The sequence below is a fragment of the Plantactinospora sp. BB1 genome (assembly GCF_003030385.1).
Taxonomy (GTDB): Bacteria; Actinomycetota; Actinomycetes; order Mycobacteriales; family Micromonosporaceae; genus Plantactinospora.
The window spans coordinates 7,442,286-7,454,929 of the sequence record NZ_CP028159.1 but is presented as its reverse complement, the minus strand read 5'-3'; the positions used below and the strand labels follow the sequence as shown (position 1 = coordinate 7,454,929).

At 75.2% G+C, this 12,644-nt stretch carries 11 protein-coding genes and 1 pseudogene; 6 read left to right on the top strand and 6 right to left on the bottom strand.

Annotation, left to right across the window (positions count from 1 at the left end; all coding sequences use genetic code 11):
- Position 1 precedes the first annotated feature (1 nt).
- The 4 genes and pseudogenes from C6W10_RS32665 to C6W10_RS32650 form a co-directional block, all read left to right on the top strand.
- Positions 2-1,663 (top strand): annotated as a pseudogene (locus C6W10_RS32665) (PfkB family carbohydrate kinase); the annotation flags it as partial.
- A gap of 122 nt (positions 1,664-1,785) precedes the next feature.
- Positions 1,786-2,454: an SDR family oxidoreductase gene (locus tag C6W10_RS32660; RefSeq protein WP_107264459.1), complete on the top strand. Its 669-nt coding sequence runs from the start codon at positions 1,786-1,788 to the stop codon at positions 2,452-2,454.
- Entirely contained in the window at positions 2,451-3,413 is a 963-nt protein-coding gene (locus C6W10_RS32655; RefSeq protein ID WP_107262909.1) for a glycosyltransferase family 9 protein, read from the top strand. The genes C6W10_RS32660 and C6W10_RS32655 overlap by 4 nt, the downstream gene beginning before the upstream one ends.
- Positions 3,397-4,377 carry a DNA topoisomerase IB gene (locus tag C6W10_RS32650; protein ID WP_107262908.1) on the top strand — a complete coding sequence of 327 codons (981 nt, stop codon included), beginning with the start codon at positions 3,397-3,399 and terminating at the stop codon, positions 4,375-4,377. The genes C6W10_RS32655 and C6W10_RS32650 overlap by 17 nt, the downstream gene beginning before the upstream one ends.
- A gap of 244 nt (positions 4,378-4,621) precedes the next feature.
- Here C6W10_RS32650 and C6W10_RS32645 read toward each other — a convergent pair whose 3' ends face one another.
- The 3 genes from C6W10_RS32645 to C6W10_RS37655 form a co-directional block, all read right to left on the bottom strand.
- Positions 4,622-5,128, bottom strand: coding sequence for a hypothetical protein (locus tag C6W10_RS32645; protein ID WP_107262907.1), 507 nt, complete (start codon positions 5,126-5,128; stop codon positions 4,622-4,624).
- 133 nt (positions 5,129-5,261) lie between these two features.
- The gene (locus C6W10_RS32640; RefSeq protein ID WP_107262906.1) at positions 5,262-6,956 is read right to left on the bottom strand and encodes an ATP-dependent DNA helicase RecQ; all 1,695 of its coding nucleotides are present in this window, start codon (positions 6,954-6,956) and stop codon (positions 5,262-5,264) included.
- Between the two features lie 166 nt (positions 6,957-7,122).
- Positions 7,123-7,293, bottom strand: coding sequence for a hypothetical protein (locus C6W10_RS37655; protein WP_159104852.1), 171 nt, complete (start codon positions 7,291-7,293; stop codon positions 7,123-7,125).
- A 161-nt stretch (positions 7,294-7,454) separates the two neighbouring features.
- Here C6W10_RS37655 and C6W10_RS32635 point away from each other — a divergent pair, with 161 nt between their 5' ends.
- Both C6W10_RS32635 and C6W10_RS32630 read left to right on the top strand, forming a co-directional pair.
- Positions 7,455-8,975: a glycoside hydrolase family 3 protein gene (locus C6W10_RS32635; RefSeq protein ID WP_107262905.1), complete on the top strand. Its 1,521-nt coding sequence runs from the start codon at positions 7,455-7,457 to the stop codon at positions 8,973-8,975.
- A gap of 160 nt (positions 8,976-9,135) precedes the next feature.
- Positions 9,136-9,912, top strand: a complete 777-nt coding sequence (locus C6W10_RS32630; RefSeq protein WP_107262904.1) for a DUF6042 family protein — start codon at positions 9,136-9,138, stop codon at positions 9,910-9,912.
- 21 nt (positions 9,913-9,933) lie between these two features.
- Here C6W10_RS32630 and C6W10_RS32625 read toward each other — a convergent pair whose 3' ends face one another.
- From C6W10_RS32625 to C6W10_RS32615, 3 genes are all read right to left on the bottom strand, one after another.
- Complete coding sequence (locus C6W10_RS32625; RefSeq protein ID WP_369938726.1) at positions 9,934-10,974, bottom strand: sorbosone dehydrogenase family protein; 1,041 nt, start codon at positions 10,972-10,974, stop codon at positions 9,934-9,936.
- 104 nt (positions 10,975-11,078) lie between these two features.
- Positions 11,079-11,363: a GNAT family N-acetyltransferase gene (locus C6W10_RS32620; RefSeq protein WP_107262902.1), complete on the bottom strand. Its 285-nt coding sequence runs from the start codon at positions 11,361-11,363 to the stop codon at positions 11,079-11,081.
- Positions 11,360-12,613, bottom strand: coding sequence for a cysteine desulfurase-like protein (locus tag C6W10_RS32615; RefSeq protein WP_107262901.1), 1,254 nt, complete (start codon positions 12,611-12,613; stop codon positions 11,360-11,362). Before C6W10_RS32615 ends, C6W10_RS32620 begins: the two co-directional genes overlap by 4 nt.
- Positions 12,614-12,644: the final 31 nt, after the last annotated feature.

Sequence of the window (12,644 nt, the reverse complement as noted above, 5' to 3'; positions counted from 1 at the left end):
CGTGGTCGTCGGCGACACGCTGCTCGACCGGGACGTGGAGGGCGTGGTGAACCGGCTCTGCCCGGACTCGCCCGTCCCGGTGCTGGACGAGAACAACAGCGTCGACCGGCCGGGTGGTGCCGGGCTGGCCGCGCTCTTCGCCGTCGGGCGCGGCTACGAGGTCGCCCTGGTCACCGCGCTCGCCGACGACGAGGGGGGCGCCCGGCTCAGCCACCTGCTCACCGCCGCCGGGGTGCAGGTCTACGGGCTGCCGCTGCCCGGGGCGACGCCGGAGAAGATCCGGCTGCGGACCCGGGGCCGGGTGCTGCTCCGACACGACCGGGGCGGGCCGGCCGGACCGCCGGGCGAGCCGAGCGAGGCCGTATTCGACCTGCTGGCCGGGGCGGCCGGGATCCTGGTCAGCGACTACGGCCGGGGCGTGGCCCGGCTGCCGGCCCTGCGTACGGCACTGGCCGGTACCGCCGCCCCGATCGTCTGGGACCCGCACCCGCGTGGCCCTGCGGCGGTACCCGGTGTCCGGCTGGCCACCCCGAACGAGGTGGAGGCCCGGGAACTCGCCGGGGTGGCGACCGGCGGCTCCCGGCTGGTCGGCGCGGCACGGTCCGCGCAGACGCTGCGGCAGCGCTGGCGGGTCGGCGCGGTGGTGGTGACGATGGGCGGCGAGGGCGCGCTGCTCTGCCACGCCGGGTCGACGCCGCTGGTGGTGCCGCCGCCGACCTGCGCCGACGGCGACACCTGCGGTGCCGGTGACCGGTTCGCCGCCGCCGCCACCGTGGCGCTGGCCGACGGGGCGCTGGTCTCCGAGGCGGTGCAGCAGGCGGTGACGGAGGCGTCCGGGTACGTGGCGAACGGCGGGGTGGCCGGTGCCGTACCGGCGGCTCCGGCCCGGGGCGCGACGGCGCGTACCGGAGCGGGGCCGGCCTCCGGCGGGCCCGGCGCGGCACCCGGCGCGCCTCGGCCGACGACCGCTCCGACGCCTGCTCCGACGGCGGGTCCGACGCCTGTTCCGACGGCGGGTTTGACGGCGGGTCCGACGCCCGGCCGGCCGGCACCCGACGGGCCGGTCCCGGCGGCTCCCGGCGGCGGTGCCGGCGCGGTCGGCCGGACCGGTGCGGTGGGGCGGAACCGGCCCGGCGCTGCCCAGCAACTGGACACCGTGCCGATCACGGCGGTGGACTGGAGCGACCGGATCGGTCCCAGGGCCGCCGGCGAGGTGGTCGCCCGGGTCCGGGCGGCCGGCGGCACGGTGGTGGCCACCGGCGGCTGCTTCGACCTGCTGCACGCGGGGCACGTCGCCACCCTGGAGGCGGCCCGCCAGCTCGGTGACTGCCTGGTGGTCTGCGTCAACTCCGACGACAGCGTCGCCGGGCTCAAGGGCCCGGACCGGCCGCTGGTCCGGCACGCCGACCGGGCCCGGCTGCTGGCCGCGCTCGGCTGCGTGGACGCGGTGGTCGTCTTCGACGAGTCGACCCCGCACGCGGCGCTGGCCTGGCTGCGGCCGGACATCTGGGTCAAGGGCGGCGACTACGGCACCGGTGCCGACGGCCCGGACCTGCCGGAGGCCGAGATCATGCACCGCTGGGGCGGCCACACCGTGGTGGTGCCCTATCTGGACGGCCGCTCCACCACCGAAATGATCGCCGCGGCCCGGGCCGGCAGCCGACCGGTGGGACGGACCCGGTGAGCGGCGGTCTCGACGGGGCCGGTGGCGCCCTCTCCGCCCGGCCCGGTGACGTCTCGTCGGCCACCGGTGCCGCCGCCGCTGCCGGTGCCCTCGGTGGGGCGGTGCTGGTCAGCGGCGGGTCGAGCGGGCTCGGCGCGGCGGTGGTGGCCGCCATCGCCAACTCCGGCGGGCGGCCGCTGGTGCTCGACCGGCAGCCGCCGGTCGCCCCCACCCCGTGGCTGCACTGCGACCTCGCCGACACCCGGGCCGCCGAGGCGGCCACCCGGGAACTCGCCGAGCAGGCCGGCGGGCTGGCCGGGGTGGTCACCGCCGCCGGAGTCGACGTACCGGGCCGGCTCGGCGAGGTGCCGGCGGAGACCTGGGAACGGGTGGTGACGGTCGACCTGCTGGCCACCGCGGCGGTGATCCGGGCTGCCCTGCCCTACCTGGAACGCTCGCGCGGCACCGTGGTCACCGTCGCCTCGACCCTCGGGGTCAAGGCGGTCGGGGACGCGACCGCGTACTGCGCGGCCAAGTTCGGAGTGGTCGGCTTCACCCGCGCGCTCGCGGCCGAACTGGCCGGGACGGTCGGGGTCACGCTGCTGGTGCCGGGCGGGATGCGTACGGCCTTCTTCGACGAGCGCGACCCGCAGTACCGGCCGGGCGCCGACGCGGTACTCAACGACCCGGCGCACGTCGCCGACGCCGTACTCTTCGCCCTGCGCCAGCCGCCCGGATGCGCGATCCGGGAGATGGTGGTCTGCGCCGACCGGGAAACGTCCTATCCGTGATCCTGGTGCTGCGGGCGCTCGGGGTGGGAGATCTGGCGACGGCGGTGCCGGCGCTGCGCGGGCTGCGCGCCGCGTTTCCGGAGCACACCCTCACGGTGGCCGCCCCGGACTGGCTCACCCCGCTGGTGGAGCTGGTCGGCGACGTGGACAACGTCCTGCCGACCGACGGGCTGGACCCGGTCGACTGGGCCGGGCCGGCACCGTACTGGGCGGTCAACCTGCACGGCCGGGGGCCGCAGTCGCACCGGCTGCTCGCCTCCGCCGGCCCGGAGCGGCTCTGCGGCTACCACTGCGCCGAGGCCGGCCACCTCGACGGTCCCGCCTGGCGGGCGGAGGAGCACGAGGTACGCCGCTGGTGCCGGCTGCTCGACTGGTACGGCGTCGAGTGCGACCCGGACGACCTGGACCTGCGCCGTCCGGCGCCCCGGCGGGTGCCGGTCGGGGTGACCGTCGTGCACCCCGGCGGCAAGGGGAGCGCGCGCCGCTGGTCGGCGGAACGGTTCGGCACGCTGGCCCGGGAGCTGACCCGGGCCGGGCACCGGGTGGTGGTGACCGGTTCACCGGACGAGCGGGAGCTGGCCCGGCGGGTGGCGGCCGGGGCCGGACTGCCGAACCCGGCGGTACTCGCCGGCCGGCTCACCCTGGTCGAGCTGGCCGCCGTGGTCGCGCACGCCCGGCTGGTGCTGAGTACGGACACCGGGGTCGCGCACCTGGCCACCGCGTACCGGACACCGTCGGTGGTGCTGTTCGGGCCGGTCCGGCCGCAGCTCTGGGGCCCGCCGCCGGACCGGCCCTGGCACCGGGCCCTGCACCGGGCGGCGGGTCCCGGCCGGGCCTGGCAGCCGGACGAGGGCACCCGGATCCATCCGGCGCTCGCCGCGATCGGGGTGGACGAGGTGCTGGGCGCGGCCGGCGAGGTCGACCGGGTGGGGCGGGGCAGCCGTGCGGTTGCGGCGTAGCGACCTCTCCGCCCCCGGGTACGGGCGGCGCCGGCACGGTCGCGGCGTGGTCTTCCTGGACACGCAGGGGCGGCCGATCCGGGACCGGGACGAGCTGACCCGGCTCCGCGAACTCGTGATCCCGCCCGCCTGGAAGGACGTCTGGATCTGCCCCCATCCGGCCGGGCACATCCAGGCGGTCGGCACGGACGCGGCCGGACGCCGCCAGTACCTCTACCACCCGACCTGGCGGGTACGGCGGGACCAGGCGAAGTTCGACCACGTACTGGAGGTCGCCGGCCGGCTGCCGGTGTTGCGGGAACAGGTCTGCGCCGACCTGGCCGGGCGGGGCCTGCGCCGGCCCAGGGTGTTGGCGACCGTGGCCCGGCTGCTCGACATGGGCACCTTCCGGATCGGCAGCGACCAGTACGCGGCCGGCGACGACCCGACGTTCGGGGTCGCCACGCTCCGGCCGGAGCACACCCGTACCCGGCACGGCGCGGTGGTCTTCGAGTTTCCGGCCAAGGGCGGCATCGACCAGGTGTGCCGGGTCGACGACACCGAGGCGTGCCGGGTGCTGCGGGAACTGCGTCGACGGCGGCGTGCCGCCCAGCGGCTCTTCGGCTACTGGGACGGCCGGAGCTGGCGGGACGTGCGCAGCGACGAGGTGAACGACTACCTGCGGACGGCCAGCGGGGGCGAGATGACGGCGAAGGACTTCCGCACCTGGCACGCGACGCTCTGGGCGTCCCGGGCGCTCGCCGAGGCGGGGCCGCAGCGGTCGGTGACGGCCCGACGTCGGGTGATCGCCGAGGCGATGCGCCGGGTCTCCGGCCGGCTCGGCAACACCCCGGCGGTGGCCCGGGCATCCTATGTGGACCCCCGGCTGATCGACCTCTACCAGAACGGGACGGTCGCCGAGGTGGGCCCGGAGAGCACCGACGCCGACGCCGAACGCGCCGTCCTGGCCCTGCTGGCCCGCTGATCGCGCCCAGCGCCCGGCGTTTCGGCGCGGGCGGAGTCGCTCACCTGTACCTGGTGGGCGCTACCGCTGCTTCATAACGCCTCTGACGTACAGGTGAGCGCGGGGCACGCCCGCTCGGTCTGCCGGGCACGGCGCCCACGGCGCTCGTTACGGCTACGGCCCTGGACAGGTGGGGGCAGCGCGCCCCCGCACCGGGTCGGTTGCGGGGGCGCTGTGTCGTGTCCGGCGCTGTCGTGTCCGGCGCTCAGTCGTTGAGTACGTGCGACAGTTCGTCCCGGAACCGCCGCTCCTTCTCGGTCACCTCGTCGCCGCCGAGGCCGAGTACCCCGCCGGTCGACGCGGCGGTCACCACCTGCTCGGCGATGGTCAGCAGCCAGTGCCGGTACGCACCGGCATCGCCCTCGGAGACCCTGCCGGCGAGCAGCTTCGAGGCGCTCTGCGCCCGGCTCAACACGTCGGCGATCATCGCCTTCGGGTCGTCCGGCTCGATCACCGGCAGTTCCTCGCCCACCTCCGGGTCGCCGATCCGGGTGATCAGCTCTCCGGCGACAGCGGCGACCAGTGGGCTGGCCGACTCCCGTCCGGCGGCGATGCTCTCCAGCCCGGCGGCGTTCTCCGACCGGGTCCGGCGGCCGCCGTCCGACTCCGCGGCGCTGGCCGCGGTCAGCACCGACTGCGGCAGGCCGACGAGCAGTCCCCACTCGTCGTCGGAGAATCCGAACTCACTCGCGTATAGCGGTTGCTCGGTCACGGCAACCTCCCTCCACTCCAGAACAAACCATCACATCCCACGGCACGCCGTGGCCGAGGGCAAACCGAATCGCCGTACGGAGCAGCCGGTGTTCCGGCGGCGCTCCTGTAGCCGTACCCCGGGGCGCCGTGGATCAGTCGTCGGCCGGCTCCAGCAGACCCTGCTCGCTGACCACCGGTACCGAGAGCGTCTTGTAGCCCACCTCGTCGAAGAGCACGGTCATCCGGTCCTCCTCGTAGCTGAGCACCATCCCCGAGCCCCACTCGGTGTGCCGGACCGCACTGTGTACCGGAAAGGGCTCTTCGGTCTTGGTGCCCCGCCCGCCCTGCCGGCCGCGACCGCCCGCAGTCGCGGCGCTGCCGGCCGGTGTGGTCTCGGGCAACCCGGCGTGGCAGTTGTCGCAGTGCCCGCAGGGTTTCGGTAGCCGCTCACCGAAGTACGCCAGCAGGAACTGCCCCCGGCAGCTCCGGGTCTCGGCGAAGGCCCGCATCATGTCGGTACGCGACCGCTGCACCGTCTGCTGCCGTTCCGCCTCGGCGAGTGCGGCGCTGGCCGCGTCGACGGGCTTCGGGGCGTAACGGGGGCTGCCGAGCCGGTTGTCCGGCCGGGTGTCGGCGGCACCGACCTGCTCCAGCAGGGCGAGGAGTTGGCCGAGCTTGCGGGCGCCGAGACCGGTCCGTTCGCGCAGCGCGGTCCGGGTGGTGGGTCCGTCCCGGAGCAGCGCGGCGAGGTCACGCAGCTCGTCGGAGTCCGGGGCGCCGCCGGTGAAGTAGCGGCGCAGACCGACGTCCTCGGCCCGCCAGAGAAGCAGCGCGCGGGCCGGTTCGTTGTCCCGACCGGCCCGGCCGATCTCCTGGAGGTAGCTGTCCGGCGCGTCCGGCAGGGCCATGTGCGCCACCCAGCGGATGTTGGGCTTGTCGATGCCCATCCCGAACGCCGACGTGGCGACCATGATCGGTACCCGGTCGGCGAGGAAGTCCTCGTGCAGTTCCTCGCGGGCGCCGGCCGGCATCCCGCCGTGGTAGTACTTCGCCGGGAAGTCGGCCTCGGTCAGCCGCTCGGCCAGCTCCTCGGCGGCCCGCCGGGTCGGCACGTAGACGATCCCGGGACGGGACTCGGCGCGGAGCAGCGCGAGCAGCCGCCGCCACCGGTAGTCCTCGGTGGCGCAGTTCGCCACCTCCAGGAAGAGGTTGGCCCGGTCCAGCCCGGAGACCACCACCCGGGGCTTGTGCAGGCCGAGCCGGTCGATGATGTCGTCCCGGACCGGCGGGGAGGCGGTGGCGGTCAGCGCGACCACCGGCGGGCGGCCCAGCTCCCGGATCAGGTGTCCCAGCGCCAGGTAGTCGGGGCGGAAGTCGTGTCCCCAGGCGGAGATGCAGTGTGCCTCGTCGACCGCGACCAGGGCCGGGCGCAGCGCGCGTACCTCGGCGAGCCGATCCGGGTTGCTGAGCTGTTCGGGGGTGGTGAAGAGGAATCGGGCCTTGCCGGTCCGGACCTCCTCCAGCGCGGCGGCCTGCTGTGCGGCGGTCTCCGCCGAACTGATCCGCACCGCCCGCAGCTCCGGCTGGCCACGGTCGTTGAGCGCGGCGATCTGGTCCTGCTGGAGGGCCAGCAGGGGCGAGATCACCACCGTCGGCCCGGTGAGCAGCGTCGCCGGTACCTGGTAGACGGCCGATTTTCCGGCCCCGGTCGGGAGTACGACGAGAGCGTCCCGGCGGCGCATCACCGCACGCATCGCCGTGAGCTGGTCGGGGCGCAACGATCGCCAGCCGAACCGGTGCCGGGCGGCACGGCGGAGCCGGGTGGCGTTCAGGGGTGGCAGCTTCATCGGTCGCCGGAGGTACCCCGGGGGCACCTGCCTGAAACGGTGGCCGCTCCCCGGCCTGCCCGGCGGCCGGCTGCGCTACCGGCCGCGAAAGATCCGGCTCACCGGCCGCGAAAGATCCGGCTCACCGGTGGCGTGAGGTCCGGCTCACCGGTGGCCCGAGATCGGCTCACCGGCGGCCGAACATCGAGCGCAGTGCGGCGAGCAGCAGCACGGTGCCGAGGACGGCGCCCACGATCTTGACGCCGGGGATGTCGAACCAGCTCGTCTCCTCGGCGGCGAGCAGGTGCTGCGGCAGCTCGGCGAGGCGCGACGCGGTCTCCGCGATGCTGGACTGCATTCCAGCACTCTCGCACGTCATCGGCGCCGTGTCGCATGTCCGGGGCCGTTCCGGCTAATAGGAAGGTTTATTGACTATTTGCTGAGGTGGTGTGACCATGGCAGCACCCGCCGCTACCAGGGCGGCGGCTGTCCACTGTAGATGCGGGGGGAACCGGCGGGATGAGCGGAACGACGGACAACCTGTCCAGCCTGGCGGCGGCGGTGCTCCAACCAGGGTTCGTCGGCACCACCCGACCGCCGGACTGGCTGCGCCGGTGGCTCGGTGAAGGGCTCGGCGGAGTGGTGCTGTTCGCCCGCAACGTGGTCGACGCCGAGCAGGTCACCGCGCTGACCGACGCGATGCGGGCGGAACGGCCGGACGTGCTGGTGGCGATCGACGAGGAGGCCGGTGACGTCACCCGGCTGGAATCCCGGCTGGGCAGCTCCCGCCCCGGCAACCTGGCGCTCGGCGCGGTCGACGACCCCGAGCTGACCGAGGCCGTCGCCCGGGACCTCGGCGCCGAACTGGCCGCCGCCGGCATCGCCCTGAACTACGCCCCGGACGCGGACGTCAACGCCAACCCCGACAACCCGGTGATCGGCGTACGCTCCTTCGGGGCCGAGCCGGGGCTCGTCGCCCGACACACCGCCGCCTGGGTACGCGGCCTCCAGTCGGCCGGGGTCGCCGCCTGCGCCAAGCACTTCCCCGGGCACGGGGACACCAGCGTCGACTCGCACCTCGACGTACCCCGGATCGCGGTCTCCCGGGCCCGCCTCGACGCCTGCGAGCTGCCGCCGTTCCGGGCGGCGATCGACGCCGGGGTGCAGGCGGTGATGACCGGTCACCTGCTGGTACCGGCGATCGACGAGGAGTGGCCGGCGACGCTGAGCCGACGGGTCCTGACCGACCTGCTCCGCGAGGAGTTGGGCTTCCAGGGTGTGGTGGTGACCGACGCCATCGAGATGCGCGCCGTCGCCGACCGGTACGGCTTCGCCGGGGCGACCGTCCGGGCCCTGGTCGCCGGGGCGGACGCGATCTGTGTCGGCGGTGAGCACGCCGACGAGGTGGACGCGCTGCGGCTGCGGGACGCGATCGTCGACGCGGTACTCGCCGGGGTGCTGCCGGAGGAGCGCCTGGTCGAGGCCGCCAAGCGGGTCGGCCTGCTGGCCGCCTGGAGCGGCGCCGCCCGGGCCCAGCGCGCCGAGTGGAGCCCGGCCGGACCGGACGGCTCCGCGCTGGGGCTGGCCGCCGCGCGCCGGGCGATCCGGGTCACCGACGGTACCGCCGGCCCGGCCGTGCTGCCGCTGACCGGCCCGGCCCACGTGCTGGAGTTCGAGCCGCCCCGGAACATCGCGATCGGCGCCGAGACGCCGTGGGGAGTGGGTGCCCCGCTGGCCGCCCTGTTGCCCGGCACCACGACCGTACGGCTGGCCGCCGGTGACCTGGCCGCCGAGCACGCCCCGCCGGCCGGTGCCCTGGCCGGGGCGGCCGGGCGACCGCTGGTGCTGGTCGTCCGTGACCTGCACCGGCACCCCTGGATGGCGGCGGCGGTACGCCGGATCCTGGCCGACCGCCCGGACGCGGTGGTGGTGGAACTCGGGGTGCCCTCGATCGTCACCGGCCGGGTGCACCTGGCCACCTACGGCGCCACCCGGGCCGCCGGCCGGGCCGTCGCCGAGGTGCTGACCGGAGGGTCCTGAGCGGCCCTCGCCGAGGTGCTGACCGGAGAGTCCTGATCGGACCCTCGGCCGGCCCGGTCCGGTGACCATCGCGGCGAGGTCGGGTCGACACCCGATCAGTACCACGACTGTCACGAAGGGTGCCCCCACGTTTACGGCGAGTCGCTGTATCGTTCGTCCGGTGACCCCTCGCTGGCAGCGGGCCGCCCTCACCCCGTCCTGGATCCGGTGGCTACCCTGCGCCTTCGTCTACCTCACCGTCGTACCCGGGGAACCCCGGTTCCGCCGGTCGGCCTGGTCGGCGATCGTCCCCTGGGAGGGTTCGGCGTGGTGCGATCCCGGCAGCGTCGACGAGTGGGTGGACCGGGCCCGGCGGCGCCGCGCCGGCCGGGACGCCGACGACGCCGAGCTGCACGCCCGGCAGCACTACGCCTGGATGGTCCGGATCCGCGCCACCCGGATCGAGCTGTTCGCCGAGATGTGCCGGCGACGTGACCTGCCGGTGCCGCACACCGTCGGCGAGCTGCTGCTCTGCCTGGCGGAGTTCGGCCTCTTCGAGGTGACCGAGGGCGACGGCGACGACCCGTGGGTCACGCCCCGGCTGGACCGCGACCCGCTGGAGGTGCTGCCGCTCTCCGAGTCGGAGCGGGAGCTGGAGGCCCGGGCACAGCGCGACGACCAGGCCGTACTGGTGGCGATCGCGATCCGCCGGCTGGCGCAGCGGACCCGTCGGCGGTGGCGGCGCCGGGTGGTCAGCACCAGCCTGACCAGCCTGGCCGGCGCGGCCGGGGTCACCGAGGAGCAGGCCCGCCGCTCGCTCGCCGACCTCGGTCAGATCGCCGAGCTGGGCATCGACGCCGGCCGTGGCGGCGACTGGCTGCGGCTCAGCGTGCCGTGGCCGGACTTCCGGCTCCGCTTCCCGTTCACCGAACTACCCGCACCGGAACACGCCATCTAGACCACTGGTCAGCGGGGTGCGTCAGGGGACCAGTCGCAGGATCCGGTCGTCGTCGCCGGAGGGCGAGCCGCGCCCGTCCCGGTTGGAGGTGAGCACCCACAGCGACCCGTCCGGCGCCGGGGCGACGTGCCGGAGCCGGCCGTACTCGCCGGTCAGCAGCGCCTCCGCGCCCTGACCGTCGGTGCCGATCCGATAGAGCCGCTGCCCGCGCAGGCAGGCGAGCCAGACCCGGTCGCCGACCACCGCCAGCCCACTCGGGGACGCCTCGGCGGTACCCCAGGTGGCGATTGGTGCGACGAACCGGGAGTCGTCGGAGTCGCCCTCGACCTCCGGCCAGCCGTAGTTCCCGCCCGGTGTGATCCGGTTGAGTTCGTCGTAGTGGTTCTGGCCGAACTCGGCCGCGTACATCGTCCCGTCGGCGTGCCAGCCGAAACCCTGCACGTTGCGGTGGCCGTAGCTGTAGACCAGGGTGTCGCCGAACGGGTTGCCCGGGGCGGGCCGGCCGTCCGGGGTCATCCGCAGGATCTTGCCGGCCAGGCTGTTCCGGTCCTGTGCGGCGTCCCGGTCACCGGCGTCCCCGGTGCCGACGTAGAGCATCCCGTCGGGGCCGAAGGCGATCCGCCCGCCGTTGTGGGTCCGCGAGCCGCGCGGGATCCCGCTCAGCACGATCTCCGGGCTGCCCCCGTCGAGGCGCAGCCGGGCGACCCGGTTGTCGTCGGCGGCGGTGTAGTAGACGTACACCCAGCGGTCGGTGACGTGGTCGGCGGAGACGGCGACGCCGAGCAGGCCGCCCTCGCCGGCCGGGGCCGCCTCCTCGATCCGGGCCACCTCCCGGGCCTCGCCGCCGGTGACCTGGAGCAGCCGCCGGCTGTCCCGCTCGGTCACCAGCGCCGACCCGTCGGGGAGGAAGGCCAGCCCCCAGGGTGCTTCGAGGTCGGCCACCAGGGTCTGCACGGTGCCGGCCCGGGCCCGGGGCGCGTCCGAGACCGACGGGTCGGCGAACCAGCCCCGCCACAGCCCGACGCCGATCCCGGCGGCGACCAGCGCCACCACCACGACCAGCACGATGATCCACCGACCCGTCCGGCCCGTCGTGCGCACTCCCGGCTCCGCCACGGGTACGACGGTAGCCCGTTCAGCGGAGCCGGCCGCCGCGCCCCGGCGGCTCAGCCGTCGACCAGCACCGACGAGTATTCGGGATGCCGCTCCAGGAAGGAGAGCAGGAACGGGCAGGTGACCCGGACCCGCTCGCCCCGGTCACGGAGCTGGTCGAGGGTGCCCCGGGCCAGCGCGCTGCCGACACCCTTCCCCTCGAACTGCTTGTCTACCTCGGTGTGCGCCAGCACCATGGTCCCGGACTCGACCTGGTAGCCGATGAAGCCGGCCAGGGCGTCGTCGACCAGGATCTCGAAGCGGCGGCGGGCGGGATTTTCTTCGACGAGGAAGCTCACCGGAGCAATTCTCCCCCAACCAGCCCGGTGGCGTCGGTGACCCCGCTCACCGCGAGTCGGTCGAGTTCGGCGAGCAGCCGGTCGACGTCCTCCAGGGTGTTGTAGTGGTAGACGCTGGCCCGTACCGCCCCGCCGCTGTCCCGCAGCCCGAGCGCCGAGAAGTACTCGTACGCGTAGTAGTCGCCGGCCGAGACGCAGACCCCGCGCTCGCCGAGCGCGGCGGCGGTCTGCCCCGGGAGTTGGCCGGCGAGCCGGAACGACACGGTCGGGCAGCGGTGCCGGGGCGAGCCGTAGACGGTCACCCCGGGCAGGCCGCGAAGGCCCTGGAGGAGGCGGTCGAAGAGCCGCTCCTCGTGGGCCAGTGCGGCGGCGAGCCCGGCCCGGAGCCGGGCGCGGCGGTCGCCGCTGGCGTCCGGGTCCAGCCCGGCCAGGTGGTCGACGGCGGCCCGGATCCCGGCCAGCAGCGGAAAGCTCGGCGTGCCGAGTTCGAACCGGTCCGGTGCCCGGTCGGGGGAGGGGAGCAGCTTCGCCGGGCGCAGCTCGGCCCAGCGGGCCGGGTCGGCGACGACGGCGGCCACGTGCGGGCCGGACCACTTGTAGGCGCTGGTCACGTAGAAGTCGGCGCCGAGCGCGGGGACGTCGGTGGGGCCGTGCGGGGTGGCGTGCACCCCGTCGACGTAGACCAGCGCGCCGGCCGCGTGCGCGACGGCGGCGATCCCGGCCACGTCCGGCACGGTGCCGATGGCGTTGCTGCCGGCGGTGAGCGCCACCAGCCGGGTGCGCGGCCCGACCAGGTCGGCGTACTGCCCGGCCGGCAGTTCACCGGTCTCCGGGTCGAACTCGGCCCACCGGACGACCGCGCCGGTCGCCTCGGCGGCCTGCACCCAGGGCCGGACGTTGGAGTCGTGGTCGAGCCGGGAGACCACCACCTCGTCGCCGGGGCGCCACGCCTGGGCGAGGGTCCGGGCCACGTGATAGGTCAGCGCGGTCGCGCTCGGCCCGAACACCACCCCGTCCGGGGTCGCCCCGAGCAGGTCGGCGACCGCCGCCCGGGCCGCCGCCACCAGGTCACCGGAGCGCTGGCCGGGGATGTGTGCGCTGCTCAGGTTCGCCACCGCCGTCCGCATGGTGCCGGCCACCGCCTCGGCGACCGGGGCGGCGACCTGGGTGCCGGCGGCCCCGTCGAAGTGCGCGTATCCCTCGACGAGGGCGGGGTAGGCGGCCCGGACCCGGGCGATCTCGAACGGCATGGCAGGCACGATATCGGCCGAGACCGACGAA

What these genes read in the sequence shown, in the direction of transcription:
- C6W10_RS32640 (WP_107262906.1), bottom strand. Translation starts at nt 6,956, where the DNA reads ATGAAGCTGCCACCCCTGAACGCCACCCGGCTCCGCCGTGCCGCCCGG.
- C6W10_RS37655 (WP_159104852.1), bottom strand. Translation starts at nt 7,293, where the DNA reads ATGCAGTCCAGCATCGCGGAGACCGCGTCGCGCCTCGCCGAGCTGCCG.
- C6W10_RS32635 (WP_107262905.1), top strand. Translation starts at nt 7,455, where the DNA reads ATGAGCGGAACGACGGACAACCTGTCCAGCCTGGCGGCGGCGGTGCTC.
- C6W10_RS32615 (WP_107262901.1), bottom strand. Translation starts at nt 12,613, where the DNA reads ATGCCGTTCGAGATCGCCCGGGTCCGGGCCGCCTACCCCGCCCTCGTC.